A 20,495-nucleotide genomic window follows, 5' to 3' on the forward strand; every position below is an offset into this window, starting at 1 on the left:
CTCGTAGATGGTGCCCGCGTGCAGGACGACCGCGCCGTCGGCGTCAGAGTCGAGATACTGACCGGTCGATTCGTTCCGGATGCGATAAGTCAATCCGCTTTCCGGACCCGCGGGCTTGTAGGCCCGGAAGTAGTCGACAACGAATTCCTTCGGCCGCGTGTCGTTGGGGTCGACGGTGCCGGTCCAACCGGCGTTCTCATAGATGCTCAGCAGGAACACCATGTTGTACGCCGGGGAGGAGTTGATCGTCTTCACCAGCTGGTTGTCGACGAACAGCTTGATCTGCGTCGGATCCCACTGAAGGCCGTAGATGTGCATCTCACTGGTGAGGTCGAATCCAGCGGTGATGGTGTTGGAATTCTCGATGACGTTCGGATCGTCCCACTTGTGGAGGTTGAACAGGAACTTGTTCGGGTCCGGCCCCGGGTCCTCCATGATGTCGATCTCGGAGTCGTGCTGGGGGGTGTCCTCCCAGCCGAGCGTCCAGAAAGCGGTGTGAATCCCGCTGCGCGCCGAAGTCTTCGCGCGGATCTCGAAGTATCCGTACTTCGGGGTGTACTTCCATTCGGTGGGGATCTCGTGATCGAGCGGAGTCTGCTTGTGCAGGCCGGTCTTCTGGCCGGTCTGGATGCTCGAGACCTTCATGGGGTTGTCGGTGTAGTACGTGGGCTGGTCGTCATCGATCCGCAGGACGAGGGCGTTGTTGCGGAATCCGTACCGCGCCGAGGCCCGTTCCTCGGTCGTCCGGGACTCGAGGTACTTGGTGATCCACAGGTTCGGGTCCAGGCTGCCGTTGAACTCGTCGTTTCGGTCGAGGATCCAACCGGGCTTCTCAAGGGGGTTGGGGGGCATCTCCACGGCGGACGCGGGCCTCACGAGAAACGTCGACAGGGCGACGCCGGCACCGCCCGCGAGCAGTCCGCGGCGGCCGAGCTTGATGCGATTGGGATCGAACTCCATGGTCATCTCCTTTGATGGTCGTTCTTCGTACGGATGACGGCAGGGGCGGGCGGGGCTCAGCTCGATGCGGGGGCCGGTACCAGCCGGGGCGGCCGGTCCGCATGGCGCCGAACGGTTCGAGGAGACAGGTCCTTACGGAGTCTCTTTCGGTTCCTGATCGGCGGGCCTTGCCAGCTGCCCAGTCGTCAAACGCGGTACTGCTTTTGAGGGGAGGGCCTCTCGCGATCCAGAATGACAACGGTCTCAGGTCTTGTCAACTGCGACACATCGATATCTAGGTAACGGTTTCAGTACGTTGGATCAGCCAATTCAGGCACACATTATGGCTTGGGTGAGGTTAGTTGCTCATAAGAGACGCGACCTGCAGGAGTCGATTCGCCCGTTTTGCCGATGGTTCGGTGGCGGAGGCTTCTCCTGACTGATGGGGTCGTCTGCCGGGGGTTTGTTCCTTGAGCGTAGGTTTTCGGGCCTTCGTCAGGGGAGAGGTGCGGGCAGGTTGCGCCCCAGGCGAAAACCGAGCGGGGGCTCGGACGGCTCAGCGGACGGCCTCGAAGCCGTCCCGGGGAGTGCTAGCGCGCACGACCAGGCTTCCCTGCAGCACGGGGTCCTGTACGGGCTCGGGCGAGAGCGCCATCTCCAAGGCCAACCTTCCGGCCTCGGCGAATGGAAGTGTCACAGTGGTCAACGGGGGGTTGACGTCACGCGAGAGCGGAATGTCGTCGACGCCTGAGATCGCGATGTCAGACGGCACGTCGATTCCCAAGCGCCGGAACTCGTTCAAGGCTCCGATCGCGATGACGTCGTTGCCGGCGAGCACGAGATCCGGCCGCGGGCGCGCCAGCGCGACCCGGCGAGCGGCGTCCCTGCCCCCGTCTCGGGTGAGATCGCAGTGCTCGACCGTTACGGCGTCGGGATCGATGCCGCATTCCGCCAGGCCATGGAGAAATCCCTTGGTCCGGCTTTCGAGCGCCGGCTGGTGCGGGGTGGTGAGGACTGCGGCGCGGCGGCGTCCCAGCCTGCCCATGAATCGGCCGACGGTCCGGCCCAGTTCGATGTCGTCGAAGCGGACGGTCGGGAACGGCATGTCGTGCTCGCCGATGAAGACGACGCTGCACCCGTCGGCCCGGAAGCGCTCGAGTTCGGGAAGGACCTGCTCGCTTCGGACGTCGGCGAAACTCGCGCTGGCCACGACCAGCGCGCGAGGGCGCATCCCGCGCAACACCTCGAGTGCCGTCCGGTGCGCCTCAGCGCCGCTCCCGGCCCCGGTGATGCTGGCCAGGGCGCCGTGCTCCCGGCCTGCCGCCTCCATCCCGGCGGCGATCGCGGCGATGGAGGCGGTCCTCGGGTCGCTGGCGAGCAGCACGATCGCCGTGCGCCGCCCGCGCAGCGCCTGGGCTGCCTGATTCGAGACGTAGCCGAGCGACTCCGCGACTGCGAGTACGCGTGTTGAGAGTCGTTCGCTCACACGGAGATCGCCGCCGTTGAGTACTCGGGAGGCGGTCGAGGGCGATACCCCGGCCACTCGAGCGACGTCACGCAGTGTCGCCTTCTGATACGTTCGCCGCACTGGGCCTCCCATCTCGAGCCGACCTCACCCGATGTCAGAATGCCAGAGTGAGAACTGACCCCGCCACCGGTGGACCGCCGCCGACAGTCACCCTCCGCGACGTCGCTGCCGCGGCCGGTGTCTCCAAGGCCTCGGCCTCCCGGGCGCTCGACCCGGCGTCGCAGTACGTGTCGTCCGGGATGCGCGCGCGCGTCCTGGAGTCCGCCAGGCGCCTTGGGTACCGCCCGAACACTTCTGCTCGGGCCACGACGACCGGCGCGACCGCGATGGTGGCGGTGCTCGTCTCGGACATCCGCGATCCGTACAACGCCGAGATCGTGCACGGCGTCATCGAGCAGGCGGGTCGCTCCGGCCTCGTGGCCACATTCGCCGGAACCGACCACGCCATCGACGACGAGATCCGGGTAGTGCGCATGATGCGCAGTCTCAGGCCGCACGCCATGATCCTGACCGGTGCGCGCAGCGGCTCCACCGTCTCACGCACCGCTCTCGAGGAGGAACTTGCGCGCTACACGCAAGAGGACGGCCGGGTGGTGATCGCCGGAGACGACGAACTGCCCTTCGACACTGCGATCCTCTCTCGTCGCCGAGGCGCGTCGGATCTCATCGCCGCACTGTTCGAATTGGGCTATGAGCGGCCTGCCTTGATTCGACCCGAGCACGATTCGGTGGCCGCGCGTGAGTGGGAGGACGGCATCGTCGATGCCGCCCGCCGTCTTGGGATGCGGTTCGAGTACGGCTCCGCGGTCCGGGCCCCGATGACGAGGGACGGCGGCTACCGGGCCGCCGAGCACCTCATCGAGCACCGGCCCCGCGGCATGGACGTCGTCATCGCCGCCACCGACGCGATGGCCATCGGCGCGATGAGCGCGATGCGGAACGCGGGCATCAGTCCTGGAACCGAGATCGGTGTCGCCGGATTCGACGACGTCCAGGGCACCGAGGACGTGACGCCGACCCTGACGAGCGTGAGCCTCGCCCTTGCGAGGGTCGGCGCTGCCGCGGTCGAACTCGCGCTGATGGAACCCGCCGCCGTTCGTCGGCGGGTGGAGTTCGAGTCTCGGGTCGTTCTCAGGGGAACCACGCCCGACAGGGCGCGGATCATTCGCTGACGAGGGAGGGCTCGGGCGCCGTCGGAGGAGGCACCGGCCAGTGAAATTGTTGCGCTGGAAGGGATTCCGAGCGGTGGTTCCGCGCAATCTGCCGAGAGAACGCGCCCTCGGTGGCCCTTCCAGGACCGTCAGGCCGCGGCCGTGGCCGCGGGCCGGGCCTCGGCGGTGGACTCGCGCCAGATCACCCGCTGGATCGGGCGCTGCGACGGCTCCAGTTCGCGGCCGGAGACCGATCGGATCAATCGGACCATGGCATTGCGCCCGAGGCTTTCGAGGTCGACCGCGACACTGGTGAGGGCCGGCGGGATGTATTGGGATATCTCGTTGTCGTCCCATCCGGTGACGCTGATGTCGCCGGGCACGTCGAGGCCGCGTTCGACGGCGCCGCGGATCACGCCGGAGGCCACGACGTCATTGGCCGCGATGATCGCCGTTGGCATCTGCTCGGCTGAGAGCGACCGCATGGTGGCGAGTCCTGCTGCGCCGGACCAGTCCCCGCCGAGTACGCCGGCCGACTCGAGCCCGAATTGATCGATGGCGGCCAGGTAGGCGGCCTCGCGGGCCCGGGCCGAGGCGAACTGCCGGTTCCCGGCCACGTGAAGGAACCGCCGGTGGCCGAGCGCGGCCAGATGTTCCATGATCTCGGCGACCGGCGTGGCGTCGGCGAGTTCGCCGATACCGCGCATCTCGTCGTCGAAGTCGGACGAGAGCACGATCGCAGTCTCGCCCGACCGCCGATCTTCGATCGAGGGGAGGATCGGGGCCAGTGCCAGGACGCCCTCGACCTGCCCGGAGTCGACGATCTCGAGCATGCGCTCGGTTCTGGCCTCGGCGCCGCCGAGGACGCTGACGACCTCGACGGTGAACCCGGCCTCGTCGGCGGCCTTGGTCGCCCCGTTGAGCATCCGTGCCGGGTTGAACGCCACGGTCGGCATGAGGATCGCCAGACGGCCGGTGCGGCGCGTCCGCATGGACCTGGCGACAAGATTCGGCCGGTAGTCCAGTTCGCGGACCGCTGCATCGATGCGTGCCAGCGTGTCCGGCTTGAGCCCTTCTCGTGAGCGCAGGTACCGGGAGACGGTCTGGTGCGAGACGCCTGCCAGGCGGGCGACTTCCTTCATCGTGGGGCGGCGGGGGCGGGCGGGGCGATCTGACATTCGAAGATTTCCTCTCCTCGATTCCGACCCCAATCTTGACACAAGGGTGAACGTTCATTATTGTCGACTCAGCTCATCAGATGATGAACGTTCACTATTTTTCTCGACCAGAAGGAGCGACAATGTCCGGTCCCAACCCCACTCGCGGCCGCGCCGCCGCTCGCCCCGAGAAGGCGGCCCTGTGAGCGCCGCCGCGGAGCTCCACTCCCTGCGCAGGGGCCGCGCGACAACGAAGCCCCAGAACCTGGCCGCATTCCTCTTCCTGCTGCCGTGGTTCATCGGACTGTTCCTGATCACCCTCGGCCCGATGTCCGTCTCGCTGTACCTCAGCTTCACGGACTACAACCTGCTGCAGCCGGCCACCTTCACAGGCCTTGACAACTTCACCCGCATGTTCACCGACGACCGCCTGCACCAGTCGCTCGTGGTCACCTTCACCTATGTGTTCGTCTCAGTGCCCCTCCAGCTCGCCCTCGCCCTAGGCCTGGCGCTGCTGCTCGACCGAGGCGCGCGCGGCCTGCCGTTCTACCGCTCGGCGTTCTACCTGCCCTCGCTCATCGGCAGCAGCGTCGCCATCGCCGTCCTGTGGCGCACCGTTTTCGGCAGCGCCGGCCTGCTGAACCAGGGCCTGGCGCTCATCGGTATCCAAGGGCCCGGCTGGATCTCCGAACCCAGCACGGCACTCGGGACACTCATCACCCTCAACGTGTGGACCTTCGGTTCGCCGATGGTGATCTTCCTGGCCGGGCTGCGGCAGATCCCGACCATGTACTACGAGGCCGCCTCGATCGACGGCGCGACCAAGTGGAGGCAGTTCCTGAACGTCACCCTGCCGCTGCTGACTCCGATCATCTTCTTCAACCTGGTCCTGCAGATCATCAACGCATTCCAGTCGTTCACCCAGGCGTTCATCGTCTCCGGGGGCACCGGAGGCCCGGCCGACTCCACATTGTTCTACTCGCTGTACCTGTACCAGCGGGGATTCGGCAGTTTCGACATGGGATACGCCTCGGCCATGGCTTGGCTCCTGCTCCTGGTGATCGGTGGCTTCACCGCCATCAACTTCTGGGCCTCGAAGTATTGGGTCTTCTACAATGACTGACACATTCACCAAGAACACCGCCCCCGCCCCCGACGCCGTGCAGCCCGCCCGAGTGCGCGCCCGCACCGGACACCGTCCGATCCGCTCGGTGCTGCGGCACGCCGTCCTCATCCTCTTCGCCCTGGTGATGCTCTACCCGGTCCTGTGGATGATCGTCTCCTCGCTGCGGCCCAACGACGTCATCTTCAGAGACCCGAGCCTGCTCCTGTCCGACCTCGAGGTGGGCAACTACACGGCAGGATGGAACGCATTCGCCGACCCGTTCAGCCACTACCTGCTGAACTCGGCGATCGTGGTCCTGGGGGCGATCCTGGGCAACCTCATCGCCTGCTCGATGGCTGCCTACGCCTTCGCAAGGCTCGAATTCACCGGCAAGCGGCTCTGGTTCGCCATCATGCTGCTGACGATCATGCTGCCGATCCACGTGATCATCGTGCCGCAGTACGTGCTGTTCTCCCAGTTCGGATGGGTGAACACGTTCCTGCCGCTCATCGTGCCCAAACTGCTGGCGACCGACGCGTTCTTCGTGTTCTTGATGGTCCAGTTCATCCGGGGCGTCCCGAGGGAACTCGACGAGGCCGCACGCATCGACGGTGCCGGCCACCCGCGGATCTTCGCCCAGGTGATCCTGCCACTCATGGTTCCGGCGCTCGCGACCACGGCGATCTTCACCTTCATCTGGACCTGGAACGACTTCTTCTCCCAGTTGATCTACCTGACCGACCCTGACCTGTACACCGTCCCGCTGGCTCTGCGCGCATTCGTCGACCAGCAGGCGGGAACCGACTGGGGCGCGACGCTCGCCATGAGCGTCGTCTCGCTCCTACCGATTTTCCTGGTCTTCCTGTTCGGACAACGATTCCTTCTCAGAGGGATCGCCACGACCGGCGGCAAGTGACCAGGAACCCCTAACCCTTCAACCCCTTCACAAAGGAGAAAACAAGATGAGAAGTGTATCGATCCGACGCATGGGAGCCGGTGCAGTCGCACTGGCCACGGGGGCCGCGCTGGCAGCCTGTGGGACCAGCGGTGGCGCAGACGTCGAAGTGAGCGAAGAGCCGGTCACCATCAGGGTGACCTGGTGGGGATCGGACGCCCGCGCCGAACTCACCAACGAGGCGATCGCCGCGTTCGAAAAGGAATACCCGAACATCACCGTCGAGGGTGAGTTCAAGGACTGGGGCGGGTACTGGGACGCGCTGGCGACGACCACCGCCGCCAACGACTCTCCCGACGTGATCCAGATGGACGAGCTCTACCTCGCCTCCTACGGCGACCGTGGAACCCTGCTCGACCTGAACGAGGCCGCCGACCTCATCGACACCTCCCAGTTCGACGAGGCTGCGCTGGCGACCGGCCAGATCGACGGCGCCCAGTACGCCATGCCGATCGGCGTCGGCGTCCCCGCCGGCGTGGTGAACGCGGACCTGTTCGAAGAGTACGGCGTCGAAATTCCGGATGACTCCACCTGGACCTGGGACGACTATGCCGCGATCGCCGAAGAACTCACCGAGGCGAGCGACGGCGCGATCAACGGCTCCAGCGTCACCGGCGGCAACGACGTCGGCAGTGTCAAGTACTGGGCCCGGTTGCACGACAACGAACTGTTCGGCGAGGGCGGCAAGGTCACGCTCGACCCGGAGGTTCTGGCGTCGATGTGGCAGTACAACCTCGACCTGATCGAGTCCGGCGGCGCCGAGAGCGCCGCGCAGGCGGTCGAGAGCCTCAACGCAGGGGTCGGGGCCGGCAGCCTCGCCACCGGCAAGATCGCGATGGGCTTCGCCTACAACACCCAGATCACCGCGCTCAAAGAAGCCAGCGGTGCCGACCTGCGGCTGGTGCAACTGCCCGGCAGCGGTGAGGTCGACGCCAACTTCTTCAAGCCTTCGATGTACTGGGCGGCCTCTTCTCAAAGCGACAACCCGGCCGAGGCGGCGCTCTTCATCGACTTCATGGTCAACTACGAGGCGGCCGCTGAAATCCTGGGAACCGAGCGCGGCATTCCCGCCAACAACGAGATGCGGGAGTTCGTCTCCGGCAACCTCAGCGAGACTGACGCGCTCGCCGTCGACTACATGAACTCCGTCGTCCCGGGCACCCCGCCTGTGGTGACCCCGAACGGCGGCAGCGGAGTCGAGCCGATGATCCAGCGCTACACGCAGGAAGTCTACTTCGGTCAGAGCTCGCCGGAGGACGCCGCCCAGGCGCTCATCGACGAGCTGCAGGCCGAGGTCGACGCCGCGCAGTAACCCCCTTGGGTTCGGGGCCGCCGGATGGCGGCCCCGAACCCGAGACCGCGACACACCCACGAACAGGAACGAGCAAGATGCCAAGCCCCACACCCGAAGTCCGAGTCGCCATCATCGGCACCGGCGGTATCGCGAACGCGCATGCGCATGCTTTGGGCGAGCTGTCCGGGCGGGCCCGCCTGGTGGCCGTCGCGGACTTCGACCGCACCCGTGCCGAAGAATTCGCCGAGCGCCATCAGGCAGCCCAGGTCTACGGCGACGCCGAATCGCTGCTGGAGAACGAGCAGCTGGATCTGGTCCACATCTGCACGCCGCCGGGGACTCACGCGCCGCTGGCGATCGCCGCCATGCGCGCGGGTGCCACCGCGCTGGTCGAGAAGCCGACCGCGCTCAGCCTCGGTGAGCTCGACGAACTCGCCGAAGTCGAGGCCGAGACGGGCAAGCAGGTGCTGACCGTCTTCCAGCACCGCTTCGGGCCCGCAGCTCTGCGTCTGCGGCGCTTGGTGTCCTCGGGTGTGCTCGGCCGCCCGCTCGTGGCGACGTGCGAGACGCTCTGGTATCGCGACGACGCGTACTTCGAAGTGCCCTGGAGAGGGCGCTGGGATATCGAAGGCGGCGGCCCGACCATGGGCCACGGCATCCACCAGTTCGACCTGCTGTTGGCGATCCTCGGCCCCTGGTCCGAAGTCAGCGCCTTCGCGGGGCGACTCTCGCGGCCCACCGACACCGAGGACGTCTCCATGGCACTCGCGAAGTTCGACAACGGGGCGATGGCCACCGTCGTCAACTCGGTGGTCTCCCCGCGTGAGACCTCCCGCCTCCGCTTCGATTTCGAGCACGCGACCGTCGAGGTCGAGCACCTGTACGGCTATAGGGAGAAGGACTGGCGTTTCACTCCCGCGCCCGGGCACGAGGAACTCGCACGCGAATGGGACGTCGCCGGGGACGGCGACGTCGAGAGCGGGCACCTGGTGCAGATCGAGGCGATCGTCGAGGCCATCGCGGCCGGCACCGAGCCGGGCGTCTCCTTGGCCGAGGCCCGCCGGACGATGGAGTTCGCCGCCGCCACGTACGCCTCGGCGTTCCGGGGCCGCCCGGTGGCCGCCGGGGAGCTGGCCGGCGACGATCCGTTCACCCGCAGTATGGACGGCGGAGCCGTCCCGTGGGCTCCCGTGAAAGAGGTGACCGCATGAGCGGCCTCGAGATTCGTCACGACATCGGCACTTCGCTGACCGTCCGCGACGGCGACACCGAACTGGTCCAGTACGTCTACCGTCCCGACACGGTGCAGCTGGAGTCGCCCAAGCCGTACCTGCATCCGATCCGAACCCGGGCCGGGCGCGCGGTGAGCCTCTTCCGCCCGTGGGACCACGTGTGGCACAAAGGCATCTCCCTGTCACTTCCGCACGTGGGGGAGGAGAACTTCTGGGGCGGCCCCACTTACGTCCACGGAAAGTTCTACGTGCAACTGGAGAACAACGGCACTCAGCTCCACCGCCGGTTCACCGAGCTCGACTCCGTCGACGGCACGGTCCGGCTCACCCATGAGCTGGACTGGATCACCCAGGCAGGGAACGCGTTCCTCACCGAGCGGCGCACCATCAGCGCTCGCGTGCTGTCGACCGAGGCGTGGATGCTGACCTTCGACACCGAGCTGACCAACGTCTCCGGCGAGGACATCGCGATCGGTTCACCCACCACGAAGGGCCGGGAGAACGCCGGGTACGGCGGCCTGTTCTGGCGCGGGCCGCGAGCCTTCACCGGCTGCAAGCTCGTCACCGCCGACGGCTCCGGCTCCGGCAATGACGTGCGAGGCCAGCGCCACGAGTGGATGGGCTTCGCCGGGCGGCACGACGAGGACGACGCCTCGTCCCTGGTGCTGATGGTCGACCATGCTGAGAACCCGCAGCACCCGCCGCAGTGGTTCGCGCGCAGCGAGGAGTTCGCGTGCCTCAACCCCGCACCGTTCTTCAGCGAAGAGGTGACCGTCCCGGCCGGAGCGACGACGCGATTCCGCTACGGCGTCGGCATCGCCGACGCGGACGCCGACGCGGCTCCCGAGCTCGCGTCCACGGTCCGCGAAGCGCTCTGATCGGGACCGGTTTCCGACCACGAACAGAATATTGAGTGATTCTCCTCCTGGGTCGCTTGCGCTGCAAGTGACCCAGGAGGAGGGCGTCAAATGATCAAAGGAGATCAACATGTATACCCCCCTGGGCGGCATAGGCTCTCGGCTACGAAAGTGGTCCGGAGTGTTCATCGCCGCGACCCTGCTCATCTCAGCCCTCATCGCCCCTAGCCCCGCCGCAGCCGCCGAAACTCTGATCGACGAGACCTTCGACGCTCAGACCGATCCTGCGAACTTCGGATTCCCCACCGGAGCCAGCATCGGCAACGGCGTCCTCAACGTCACTGAGAACATGAACAACTACACCACCTCGGTGCGGGAGTTCTCTTCCTCGACTTTGAACGAGAGCACCCTCGACCTGCGATTCGACTGGAAGACGGCGATCGCCAACGACGGTATGAAGACCGGCTTGGAATTCCGCGACGACAGCGGACGCCTCGTCTTCGCGATCGCCGCGACCGCCTCCGAACTGCGCTATGCGGTGACTGGCCCCGACTCGGACTCCACCACCGCCCCCGACTCGCTGAACCCCACTTGGATGAAGACCAGTTTCGACCGGTCGAAGTGGTACACGGTCGATCTCCACATGGACTTCACCGTCGGCACGGTCCAGTACTCGATCACCAGCAAGGAGGCGTCGCCGATCGTGAGGGCCTCCGGTACGGGCAGCATCACGGGGACCAACCTCGCGAAGTTCGTCGCCTGCAACTACTACGGCACCGGCGTGCAGTCGATCGACAATTTCACCCTGGACCGGCCCGACCACTCCGCTGAAGGAACCCTCGAGGGCTCGTCCGTCTACGCCTTCGGTGACAGCATCGTTCGCGGACACAAGTACTCGCGCGGCTTCGTGGACTTCGTGGCCGAACGTGAAGGAATGGCGCTGACCAAGTACGCGGTGAACGGCGCGACCGTGGGACCGGTGTCCGGCGATTCCAACGGGAAGATCCTCACTCAGGTCAGGTCGGCCAGCTCCGCGGCACCTGACTTCGTGGTCTTCGACGGCAGCACGAACGACGCGATCACGCTCCTGGAGACCGCGGGATACGATATCGGCGCCGTCAGCGCCTCCAAGGATCCCACGAGTTTCGACACCAGCACCTACACCGGATCGCTCGAAACCACCATCTACGAGATGCAGCAGAAGTGGCCCACCGCTCAGCTCGTCTACGTGCCCGCCCACAAGTTGGGCTCGCGAGAGTGGGACATCCAGCTCTCCCTGCGTCAGGTCAATCTGGACGTTGCGCAGAAGTGGGATGTTGCGGTCGCCGACGTCTTCGCGAACTCGGCGTTCGATACCCGCATCGAGGACCACCGGGTGGCGTACACGTTCGACAACCTGTTGAACGGCTATCCGGGAACCAACGGCAGCGGCACGCACCCGAACATCGCGGGCATCACCGAGTTCTACGCGCCGGTGCTCACCGCGAAGCTGGCCGAGCTCGCCGGCCCCGTGAGCGGCGCCACCTACAAGCTGAGGAACGCGGCGACGGGGGAGTACCTGGACTCGGGAAGCGCAGGAAGCCTCAATACGGAGGCCGGGACCATCTACGACGACCAGGACTGGATCCTCACCCGAGGTTCCGACGGCGCTTGGACGATTGAGAATGTCAGGTCCGGTCGGTCGTATCTGGACACCGAACCGAACAACGTCGTCAAATGGAACGACGGCTACATCGGTCCCGACACGAAGTGGAGCGTCGAGCCGGCGCCCGGCGGCTTCCGCTTCAACAACGAGGTCTCCGACCGGTCGTACCTCCACGCGACCTCGACCGGTGAGGTGCGGTGGAACACCGGCGCCACCGACGACAGCACAGTCTGGGTCCTCGAACAGAAGTAGCCGCCGAGGCCCTGTAACGAACGGCGCCGTCCCGCATCGGATCACGACGCGGGGCGGCGCCTTCGACGCTGGGGCGGCCGTTCACCCTCCCTCTCACCGCGAACCTCGTGGATCGGACCCCCATCGTCTCCCGGCGCAGTCATAACGCAGCAAAGGAGACTGATCCGGTATACCCTCCGATCGGGGCGGCCGGTGCCGTCGACGACGACGAGCTCACCGCCGCCAGGGCCGGACTCATAGGCCGAGGACCGGTGTCGGGTCGACGCCTTCGGAGGGTGATGCGGTTGCGACGACTGCCACCGACGGCACGGCACTTGATCGCCTGCTGCGCCTTGGGGTTCGCCTATGCCGCCGCTCCGGTGCGAGAGGAAGGCGAAGTGGCCCTGCTGGTCGCCCGATGGGTCATCACCGCGGCCATGCTGCTCACTCTGGCACTCGCCATTCGCTGGGAGGCGCTGCGCCAACTGCGCGAACCCGACGCGCCGCTCGGCGGCCTCGTAGTCGGCATCATTGCCGGTGTCCTGGTCTTCGCCCTGATCGACTACTCGATCGCGACGAACCGGCCGGACGAGTTCACCGGCCTGGAGACCCGCGTCGACGCCCTCTACTTCGCCCTCACCGTCCTCCTGACCGTGGGGTTCGGTGACATCACGGCACAAGGCCAGGTCGCCCGGGCCGTGCTCAGCGTGCAGATGGTGTTCAACGTCGTGGGGCTGGCCGGGTCGGCGTCGCTCCTGGCCCGCCGCTTGGCCGACCGGGCGAGTAGGTCGGACCATAGGCGAACTCCAGCGCCGAACGATGAGTCGCAATAGTCTCATTTCGAAGCGAATCGCTTCGACGGACTCATCACACACGGGGGACCATTCATGACCGATCTCGTCGTATTCGGGTTCGGCGACTTCGAAGCCGCCGAACGCGCGCGGGCGCGCATCCTCGACCTGCAACGTCAGCAGCACATCGAACTCGAGGACACTGTCGTCGTCGAGAAATTCGACGGCAAGATCAGACTCCGCCAGGTTCGCGACACCACCGCGGGCGAAGCGACCGGCGGCGTGCTCTGGGAAGGCCTGATCGACCTGCTCTTCTTCATGCCGCTGCTCGGCATGGCCGTCGGTGCGGGCGCCGGGGCCCTCAGCGGTTCCGCGGCGGACCTCGGCGTCGACGACGACTTCATGCGCGAACTCGGTCGGAAACTCGATCCCGGCAATGCCGCCGTGTTCGCCCTGGTCCGCCAGGCGTCCAGGGACAAGGTCGTCGAAGAACTGGCCGACATGGACGGACGGCTGATCCAGAGATCTCACACTCTCGCAGGTGAACAGGCGCCGTTCTCCGCCGGGATCCCTCAAGGTCGTTGAGAGCGGATCAAACCTCGGGGAGTACCAGATGGAGGTGGCGGTCGGCCAAGCCGACCGTCACCTGCTGACCCCAGGCGACGGTGATGTGGTCGGACTCGACACCGTCGGCGAAGACCACGAGCCGTTCGCTCTCGCAGACCAGTCTCAGCTGCTCGCCCGCCTTCAAGGTGCCGCCGGTCAGGGACGTGCCGGTCGCCGGTGACGGCCATGCCTCCCGCACGAACCAGGACAACGACGGTTCCTCCGGAGCCGGCAGTGCCTCGCTCCATCCGCGTTCGACCGCGATGGAGGCGCTCCAACCGGTGGCCCCGGTTCCCGTGCTGACCAACACCCCGGACGATGAATGACGCTCGTGCAGTCCGTTCGCGCTGATGAGTCGATAACGCGCGGACTGGTGGGTGCCATGACCCACGTACACCTCGTTGAGACCGGCGAGCTCCTGTCCGTCGTCGAGTCGGGCGGCGACCATGGTGAGCCGGCGAACCTCGGCCGAGCCCTCGGCGACCGCCGACAGCAGACCGGCGACCGAGCCCGCTTGGAAGCGAGTCAGCACGCCGGGGTTGCGGCCCGGATCCGGGTCCACCCCGATCACCGCTTGGCCCGCGAGGTACTTCGCGAGGTTCGCCACCAGTCCGTCCTGGCCGACCGCGACGACCAGGTCCTCCGGCGCGAACAGGAACCTGGGCAGGTCCGCTCTGTCCACCCGGCCCCGGCGCCAGTCGGCAGGTACTGCCGCATGCACTGTGGTGAGCGCCGCCTGCAGTGCCTCGTGCCGGGCCGTGACCTGGTCCAGATCACGACCGCGCTCGCGCAGGAAATGGTCGGCCGCGGCTCGGGTGCCGTGTCGGACAAGCAGCTCATCCAACTCGCTGCGGCGGCTGACCACCACCACTCTCGGTGCCAACGTCGCGGTCATCGCGAGTCCTCGGCGAGTCGGGCAAGAGCCCCGGTGAGCAGATCCGGCGTGACGGTGAGTTGCCCGATTTCCGGTAGCCGACCTGCGAGCTCGCGCAGCGCCAGCGCATGCAGGACTGTCGACGGCAGGTCCCGGTAGGCGGACATGCGGGCCGCCTCAGCCTCGGCCTCAGCCGTCCCCACCGCTCGCACTCGGTCGGCGTGGGCGGTCGCGAGTGCGCGCTCCTTCTCCGCAGCGCCTTGGGCGGCGACCAGCTCCGCGGCCGCGGCCAACTCGGATTTTCGCCGGTCGTTGGCGCCCTTCTGCTCGACCAACTGCTGCTCGCGCCGGGCCAGCTCGATCTTGTTCTGCATCTCGTTCTCGGCGATGGCTCGTTCCCGCTCGACCGCCTGAGCCCGCCGCGCGTACGTGGCCTTGTCCGCATCCTGTTGCACGGCTTCCCGCGTCGGGGTCTGCAGCGATCGCTCCAGTTCCGGTTCCGGGCGGATCTCCACTACCCGGGCGCTGATCACGGCGACGCCGATGTCGCCGAGTCGGGCATCGTCGGAAAGCGCTGTGGCGACGGTTTCCCTGACTTGCGCGATGGCGACGGTGAGGGCCTCGGCCAGTGGCAGGCGGGCGAGCAGGTCCAGCGCAGGCTGTTGGGCCAGCTCGCTGAGGAGTGTTGCGACCTGGTCGAGCGGCCGGGCGCGGGCTTGGCCGCTGTACGGGTCGACTGAGAAGTCGAGCCGGGTGGCGGCCAGCGCCGGATCGGCGATCCGGTAGGTCACCGTGGCCTGGACGGTGACATCGGCGAAGTCCGCCGTACGCGCGTGGAACATCAGCGGCAGTTCGCGGTCGTCCACCGGCACCTCGGAGAGCACCGCCACCAGAGGGCGGTACCAGAACGACTGCCCGGTTCCCTCCTTGCGGAGGCGGCCGCGCTTTTGGAACCGCACCCAGACGGTGGGGGTGCCGCGCAGGTGGCGCAGGAACAACAGCTTCGTGACATCGGCCATGGGGTGGGCCTCCTTTTCTCGTCATACTGACGATAACGAATACGATAGGTTATCGTCAAGGTGGTGATAATGAGTTATCCAGTGTTCGCGGTCACCGTCGACCTCGTGGTGCTCACTGTGCGAGATGGGGAGCTGTGTGCGCTGTCAGTGCGGCGCGGCTGCGAACCGTACCTCGATCAGTGGGCGCTGCCCGGCGGGTTCGTCCACGCCGACGAGGATCTGTCCGCCGCGGCGCGGCGCGAGCTCGCCGAGGAGACCGGGCTGGCCGGGCCGGGTGGGCACCTGGAGCAGCTCGCCAGCTACGGCACGCCTGACCGCGACCCGCGCGGACGGGTGGTCACGGTCGCGTACCTTGCGCTCCTTCCCGATCTCCCCACTCCGAGGGCCGGCACGGACGCGGCAGCGGCCGCGTGGCGGCCGGTCGGCCGGCACGGCCTCGCCTTCGATCACGATCGCATCCTCGCCGACGGTGTCGAGCGGGCTCGGTCCAAGTTGGAGTACACACCGCTCGCCACCGCCTTCTGTCCGTCCGAGTTCACGATCGCCGCTCTGCGGACGGTCTATGAGGCGGTATGGGGCGAGCCACTGGATCCGCGCAACTTCCACCGCAAGGTCACCTCCACGCCCGGCTTCGTGGTTCCCACGGAACGGTTTACCGAAGGCGGACCCGGTCGGCCGGCCAGGTTGTACCGGCGCGGGAAGTCGACTGTCCTGATCCCCCCGATCCTGCGCCACAGGCTCGACGGTTAGCGCGAGGCCGAAGATCGTGCTCAGGGCCGGTGAGCACGAGGCGATCGCCGAGGCACGCTCGCTTCTGCCACTCGGCACCATTCGCGACGTCAATGGGCTCGCCGCCGCATATGTGCTGGCGCACCTCCAGCAGCGGGGGATCAGTGGCGTCGTCGCCTACCGGGGCCCGGTCTTGGTGGAGAACACCGAGGACGGCTTCGAGCCGTGGTCTCTCGCCGACCGCGAGGGCTGCGGCCACCTCGGCGGCGCACCGACCGGGTCCAGGCGATGACGCGGTCGCCGGCGTCGTTCCGCAGGTCGTCGACCGGTACGCGGAGACGCAAGCCGAGCCCCCTCGGAAACGGCTGCGCGACTGGGGGAGTACTCGAACGCCGTGTCAGCGCCCGTCTGTCCTGGCAGCTGGATGCGCGCACCGTGTCGATCTGGACCGTCCAGGGCCGCATGCGGAACCTCGCCTTCACCGGCCACCCCGACCAGTTGAAGACCCTGGAGCGCTACCGGCGTGGCGAATCGGACCTGGTCTGCCGCGACGGCGCCTGGTACCTGATCGCCATGGTCGACGTGCCCGACGCCGAGGCGAACACCGACCCGGTCGATTTCCTCGGGGTGGACATGGGCATCGTCAACATCGCCACCACCTCCGACGGCGACAACCACACCGGCGAAGGCCTGCGGCGCTACCGCCGCCGGATGGCGAACGTCCGCGCCGAACTCCAGGCGAAGGCCACGAAGTCGGCCAAGAAGAAGCTCAAGGTCTCCACGTTCAAGAAGCGAGCGTGACCGCGACCAGCTGATCCCAGCTCGTCTCCGTACCCTCCCGAGCCGCCTCAGCGAACCGCGCGTCGCCGAGGCGGCTTCGCGCTTCCCGTTCGATCCGGTCGGTGTCCGGGATGGAACGATCCGGCAGCCCGTACACGGCGGCGCTCGCCGCGAGCAGCCGCGCGGCCTGTTCGTACTGTCCGCGGCGCAGCGCCAGGTCCGCTACCCCGACGAGCACCCGCGAGGTTCCGGGCGCGTACTCCACTTCGGCCGCGGCCCGGCAGGCCGCGGCCCGGTGCTCACGGGCCTGGTCGAGATCGTCGGTGAGGTACCCCAGCAGGTCGTGCACCGCCACCTGGATGTTCGCCCGCTCCGCCTTGTCGCCCAGCACGGTCGTCGCGACATCGAGTTGCCGGCGGGCCTCCTGGCGGTCACCGGCCCAGCGAGCGATTCCCGCCTTCGCGAAGGCCAGCTCCGCCAGCGCGTCCGGCCAGGCGACCCGCTCCGCATACCGCTGCGCCTCGGCCAGTGCGGCCGCACTGGAGTCCTCGTCGCCCAGCAGCCAGTACAGGGGCGCCTGCCCCGACCGCAACTGGACGACATCCTCGAGGGCACCGGCCTCAGCCACGATCGCGATCGCCTGTTCGTAGTACTCGCATGCGGCGGCGTACTCGCCGCGCGCGGCGCTGCGGTCCGCCAGCTCGGTCAGGGCGAAGGAGATCCCGAACCTTTCGCCGATCGCCCGGAATTCGGTGAGCGCCTCCTCGAAGTAGGCGTCCGCCTCCCGCCCGGCGTGACCGAGCAGGATCCGCGTCTTGCCCAGGTGCAGCCGGGCCAATGCGCGTGCCCAGGGGTCCTCGTTGTCCAGAACCGATTCCCACGCGAGCAAGGGGTCCGCCCCCCGCAGCACGTGTTCCAGAGGGACGATCAACTCCAGCAGCGGGTCGGGTGACCTGATGCTTCGTCTGAGCTCGCAGGTCTTGTGGATCAACTCCGGCACCTGGCGTTCGTCGGAGCTCCGTCCGGCAGTCAGGAACGACACGGCGAGCATGTACACCATTGCCCGGATCTCATCGGTCACCTCGCCGGACGTCTCGGTGGCCGCGGTGATCAATTCGCTGCCTTCGGTCTTGTGTCCGGCGAGCCACCAGTACCAGGTGGCGGCCGCCGCGAGCCGCATCGCCCCCTGCGCCTCGCCGGCCGCGAGCGCACCGCGCATCGCGGCACTGATGTTGTCGTGCTCGGCGGCGAGCATCGCGAGCCAATCCAGCTGCTCGGCGCGGCGGAGATGCGGTTCCGCGGTCTCGGCGAGTTCGGTGAAGTAGGCGAGGTGCGCGTGGCGCGCCGTTTCGGTCTCTCCCGCCTCGGCGAGGCGCCGGGCGGCGTACTCCTTGATCGTGCCGAGCATCCGGTATCGCGGTGCGCCGTCGCCCGCCACGACCAGCAGCGACTTCTCGGTCAGCGCGGTGAGCAGATCGAGCACCTGTTCCGGCTCGACGGAGTCGTCGGCGCAGACCCGCTCGGCCGCTTCGAGGCTCACCCCGCCGGAGAACACCGAGAGCCTGCGCAGGACCGTCCGCTCGGCGTCGGTCAACAACTCCCAGCTCCAGTCGACCACGGCGCGCAGGGTCTTGTGCCGCGGCAAGGCGGTGCGGCTGCCGCCGGTCAGCAGGCGGAACCGGTCGTCGAGTCGGCCCGCGAGCTGGTCGACGGACATGGTGCGGAGCCTGGCCGCGGCCAGTTCGATCGCAAGCGGCATACCGTCCAATGCCCGGCAGATGCGTGCCATCGTCGACAGGGTGTCGGCGTCGACCGTGAGATCCCTGCGCACCGCACTCGCCCGGTCCCGCAGCAGTCGGACGGCCGGCGCGGACTCGATTCGGCCGGGGCCGGCGTCACCGTCCGGCAGCGCCAGTGGCACGACCGGCCACAGCGTCTCGCCGGTGATGCTGAGCGGTTCCCTGCTCGTGGCGAGGATCCGCAGCCGCCGGCACTCCCCGAGCACTCGATGGGCGAACTCGGCCGCCGACTCGATCACGTGCTCGCAGTTGTCCAGGATCAGCAGCGCCTCCCGGTCGCGGATCGCGGCGATGAGCCGGTCGGCCGGCTCCAGGTCCGGTGTCTCGCCGATCAGAGCGTCCCGGAGGCCGAACGCGGTGAGCGTCGCCTTGGCCACGTCGCAGTAGGCGCCGATGGGCGCGAGCTCCACCAGCCAGGCCCCGTCCGGCAGGTCGCCCAGGAGCGTGCGCGCGGTCTCCGTGGCGAGCCTGGTCTTGCCCGAGCCGCCGGGCCCGATCAGGGTGGTGAGCCGATGTTCGGCGATACGCTCGCGAACCTCGGCGACATCGGAGTCCCTGCCGACGAAGCTGGTCAGCTCGGCGCGCAGGTTGGTCTTCCGGCTCTCAACTGGCCGTTCCACTTCGCCCCGCAGCAGCGCGAGGTGCAGTGCGGACAGCTCCGGCGCGGGGTCGGCGCCCAGCGCGTCGGCCAATGCCTCGCTCGTGCGCTGGTACACCAGCAGCGCTTCGGTGTCGCGACCGGCCGCGATGAGCGCACGCATGAGCGCGGCGACGAGTCGTTCCCGCATCGGATGTGCGGCCACCAGGTCGGTCAGTTCCGCGACCAGCTCCGCACCGTGGCCGAGACCGATCTCCGTCTCGTATCGGTCCTCCATGGCGGTCAGGCGCAGCCCTTCGAGCCGGGTGGCCGCCGCGTCGAACGCCGCGCTGCCTTGCAGACCGATGTCCTGCATGGCCGCACCGCGCCACAGCGCGAGGGCCTCGCGCAGCAGTTCCGCCCGGCGCGGGACCTCGCCGCGGGCCTGATCGAGAAGGTGCTCGAACCGCACGGCGTCGACGGCGTCGGGCTCCACCGCCAGACGGTAGCCATCGGTCCGGCCCTCGATCGCCCCGTCCGGCAGCAGCTTCCGAAGCCGGGATACCAGGCGTTGCAAGGCATTCGCTGAGTCGGAGGGTGGTCGTCCACCCCAGATCCAGTCGACGAGCACTGACTTCGAAACCACGCGTCCGGGATTGAGCGCGAGGGCGGTCAGCAGCGCGCGCAACCGAGTGCCCGACACGTCGGCTGAGACGCCGTCGTCCTTGCGAACCTCGAATGGGCCAAGTATCCCGAACTGCACGCAGTCGATCCTGCCATGAGCGGTCGGCGGGCCTTCCATTGCGGACAAGGCGCAAATTCGGCTGGGCCGCAACCGATGCGACTTCATGCACGCAGAGGCGTCCGAACGGGACCCCCGGAGGACGGGACGACCGCCCGAGTCCCACGAGCTTGAGCGCGTATGCTTCCATGGCCGCTGATAACGGTTTCTGTGAACGAAGGAGACACCGTCCGTGAAGCCTCCTCAACTGCGATGTCGGGACCGTGTGAGCGGTCACTGCGCTGATCGCGAAGAGGCGCTGCGATCCGTTCTCCCGCGGCCCGTCCCTCACCCCCCCAGCCACTTGCCGGACTCCCACCCGAACATCTCGCAATCCCCTGAGACCTCGCTACCGGTTTTCCGGTGAGGGCTCCGTCCTTTAGGGTGGAGATGGATCCGGGCGTTTGCTTGCTCGCAGGCCCGCGTCAGCGGGACTGGGCTCGGC

The 20,495-nt window shown here is 67.5% G+C and carries 18 protein-coding genes; 12 read left to right on the forward strand and 6 right to left on the reverse strand.

Annotated elements, in window-relative coordinates; translation table 11 throughout:
* Both L0U85_RS15545 and L0U85_RS15550 read right to left on the reverse strand, forming a co-directional pair.
* The coding region (locus tag L0U85_RS15545; RefSeq protein WP_241378672.1) for a glycoside hydrolase family 16 protein at positions 1–960 on the reverse strand (960 nt) is incomplete at its 3' end.
* Positions 961–1,495: 535 nt separating this feature from the next.
* Positions 1,496–2,539 carry a LacI family DNA-binding transcriptional regulator gene (locus L0U85_RS15550; protein WP_241378673.1) on the reverse strand — a complete coding sequence of 348 codons (1,044 nt, stop codon included), beginning with the start codon at positions 2,537–2,539 and terminating at the stop codon, positions 1,496–1,498.
* Between the two features lie 35 nt (positions 2,540–2,574).
* Here L0U85_RS15550 and L0U85_RS15555 point away from each other — a divergent pair, with 35 nt between their 5' ends.
* Complete coding sequence (locus L0U85_RS15555; RefSeq protein ID WP_241378674.1) at positions 2,575–3,639, forward strand: LacI family DNA-binding transcriptional regulator; 1,065 nt, start codon at positions 2,575–2,577, stop codon at positions 3,637–3,639.
* A gap of 128 nt (positions 3,640–3,767) precedes the next feature.
* On the opposite strand, the gene L0U85_RS15560 is transcribed toward L0U85_RS15555, so the two are convergent.
* Positions 3,768–4,796 (reverse strand): LacI family DNA-binding transcriptional regulator, encoded by a 1,029-nt coding sequence (locus L0U85_RS15560; protein ID WP_241378675.1) that lies wholly within the window; start codon positions 4,794–4,796, stop codon positions 3,768–3,770.
* 181 nt (positions 4,797–4,977) lie between these two features.
* Here L0U85_RS15560 and L0U85_RS15565 point away from each other — a divergent pair, with 181 nt between their 5' ends.
* From L0U85_RS15565 to L0U85_RS15600, 8 genes are all read left to right on the forward strand, one after another.
* The gene (locus L0U85_RS15565; protein ID WP_241378676.1) at positions 4,978–5,898 is read left to right on the forward strand and encodes a sugar ABC transporter permease; all 921 of its coding nucleotides are present in this window, start codon (positions 4,978–4,980) and stop codon (positions 5,896–5,898) included.
* Entirely contained in the window at positions 5,891–6,796 is a 906-nt protein-coding gene (locus L0U85_RS15570; protein ID WP_241378677.1) for a carbohydrate ABC transporter permease, read from the forward strand. The genes L0U85_RS15565 and L0U85_RS15570 overlap by 8 nt, the downstream gene beginning before the upstream one ends.
* 46 nt (positions 6,797–6,842) lie before the next feature.
* Positions 6,843–8,147, forward strand: a complete 1,305-nt coding sequence (locus L0U85_RS15575) for an extracellular solute-binding protein (protein WP_241378678.1) — start codon at positions 6,843–6,845, stop codon at positions 8,145–8,147.
* Between the two features lie 77 nt (positions 8,148–8,224).
* On the forward strand, positions 8,225–9,340 hold the full coding sequence (locus tag L0U85_RS15580; RefSeq protein WP_241378679.1) for a Gfo/Idh/MocA family oxidoreductase: 1,116 nt from the start codon (positions 8,225–8,227) through the stop codon (positions 9,338–9,340).
* Positions 9,337–10,239, forward strand: a complete 903-nt coding sequence (locus L0U85_RS15585; RefSeq protein WP_241378680.1) for a PmoA family protein — start codon at positions 9,337–9,339, stop codon at positions 10,237–10,239. Before L0U85_RS15580 ends, L0U85_RS15585 begins: the two co-directional genes overlap by 4 nt.
* Positions 10,240–10,348: 109 nt before the next feature.
* Entirely contained in the window at positions 10,349–12,115 is a 1,767-nt protein-coding gene (locus L0U85_RS15590; RefSeq protein ID WP_241378681.1) for an RICIN domain-containing protein, read from the forward strand.
* 284 nt (positions 12,116–12,399) lie between these two features.
* On the forward strand, positions 12,400–12,927 hold the full coding sequence (locus L0U85_RS15595; protein WP_241378682.1) for a potassium channel family protein: 528 nt from the start codon (positions 12,400–12,402) through the stop codon (positions 12,925–12,927).
* Positions 12,928–12,981: 54 nt separating this feature from the next.
* A complete protein-coding gene (locus L0U85_RS15600; protein ID WP_241378683.1) occupies positions 12,982–13,470 on the forward strand; it encodes a DUF1269 domain-containing protein in 489 nt (162 codons plus the stop codon).
* A 7-nt stretch (positions 13,471–13,477) separates the two neighbouring features.
* Here the strand turns inward: L0U85_RS15600 and L0U85_RS15605 are convergent, their stop codons facing one another.
* Both L0U85_RS15605 and L0U85_RS15610 read right to left on the reverse strand, forming a co-directional pair.
* On the reverse strand, positions 13,478–14,386 hold the full coding sequence (locus L0U85_RS15605; protein ID WP_241378684.1) for a hypothetical protein: 909 nt from the start codon (positions 14,384–14,386) through the stop codon (positions 13,478–13,480).
* The gene (locus tag L0U85_RS15610) at positions 14,383–15,384 is read right to left on the reverse strand and encodes an SPFH domain-containing protein (protein ID WP_241378685.1); all 1,002 of its coding nucleotides are present in this window, start codon (positions 15,382–15,384) and stop codon (positions 14,383–14,385) included. Before L0U85_RS15610 ends, L0U85_RS15605 begins: the two co-directional genes overlap by 4 nt.
* 69 nt (positions 15,385–15,453) lie before the next feature.
* On the opposite strand from L0U85_RS15610, the gene L0U85_RS15615 reads away from it, so the two are divergent.
* The 3 genes from L0U85_RS15615 to L0U85_RS15625 all read left to right on the forward strand — a co-directional run bounded on the left by L0U85_RS15615 (position 15,454) and on the right by L0U85_RS15625 (position 16,914).
* A complete protein-coding gene (locus tag L0U85_RS15615; RefSeq protein WP_241378686.1) occupies positions 15,454–16,134 on the forward strand; it encodes an NUDIX domain-containing protein in 681 nt (226 codons plus the stop codon).
* A gap of 16 nt (positions 16,135–16,150) precedes the next feature.
* Positions 16,151–16,405, forward strand: coding sequence for a hypothetical protein (locus tag L0U85_RS15620; RefSeq protein ID WP_241378687.1), 255 nt, complete (start codon positions 16,151–16,153; stop codon positions 16,403–16,405).
* Between the two features lie 143 nt (positions 16,406–16,548).
* On the forward strand, positions 16,549–16,914 hold the full coding sequence (locus L0U85_RS15625; protein ID WP_241378688.1) for a hypothetical protein: 366 nt from the start codon (positions 16,549–16,551) through the stop codon (positions 16,912–16,914).
* Here the strand turns inward: L0U85_RS15625 and L0U85_RS15630 are convergent.
* Entirely contained in the window at positions 16,898–20,032 is a 3,135-nt protein-coding gene (locus L0U85_RS15630) for a BTAD domain-containing putative transcriptional regulator (RefSeq protein ID WP_241378689.1), read from the reverse strand. The genes L0U85_RS15625 and L0U85_RS15630 overlap by 17 nt on opposite strands.
* Positions 20,033–20,495 lie beyond the last annotated feature (463 nt).

The sequence above is a fragment of the Glycomyces sp. L485 genome (assembly GCF_022548875.1).
Classification (GTDB): domain Bacteria; phylum Actinomycetota; class Actinomycetes; order Mycobacteriales; family Micromonosporaceae; genus Glycomyces.

Coding starts and splice junctions, on each gene's coding strand:
- L0U85_RS15550 (WP_241378673.1), bottom strand. CDS start 2,539: ATGGGAGGCCCAGTGCGGCGAACGTATCAGAAGGCGACACTGCGTGAC.
- L0U85_RS15560 (WP_241378675.1), bottom strand. CDS start 4,796: ATGTCAGATCGCCCCGCCCGCCCCCGCCGCCCCACGATGAAGGAAGTC.
- L0U85_RS15570 (WP_241378677.1), top strand. CDS start 5,891: ATGACTGACACATTCACCAAGAACACCGCCCCCGCCCCCGACGCCGTG.
- L0U85_RS15575 (WP_241378678.1), top strand. CDS start 6,843: ATGAGAAGTGTATCGATCCGACGCATGGGAGCCGGTGCAGTCGCACTG.
- L0U85_RS15580 (WP_241378679.1), top strand. CDS start 8,225: ATGCCAAGCCCCACACCCGAAGTCCGAGTCGCCATCATCGGCACCGGC.
- L0U85_RS15585 (WP_241378680.1), top strand. CDS start 9,337: ATGAGCGGCCTCGAGATTCGTCACGACATCGGCACTTCGCTGACCGTC.
- L0U85_RS15590 (WP_241378681.1), top strand. CDS start 10,349: ATGTATACCCCCCTGGGCGGCATAGGCTCTCGGCTACGAAAGTGGTCC.
- L0U85_RS15600 (WP_241378683.1), top strand. CDS start 12,982: ATGACCGATCTCGTCGTATTCGGGTTCGGCGACTTCGAAGCCGCCGAA.
- L0U85_RS15605 (WP_241378684.1), bottom strand. CDS start 14,386: ATGACCGCGACGTTGGCACCGAGAGTGGTGGTGGTCAGCCGCCGCAGC.
- L0U85_RS15610 (WP_241378685.1), bottom strand. CDS start 15,384: ATGGCCGATGTCACGAAGCTGTTGTTCCTGCGCCACCTGCGCGGCACC.
- L0U85_RS15615 (WP_241378686.1), top strand. CDS start 15,454: ATGAGTTATCCAGTGTTCGCGGTCACCGTCGACCTCGTGGTGCTCACT.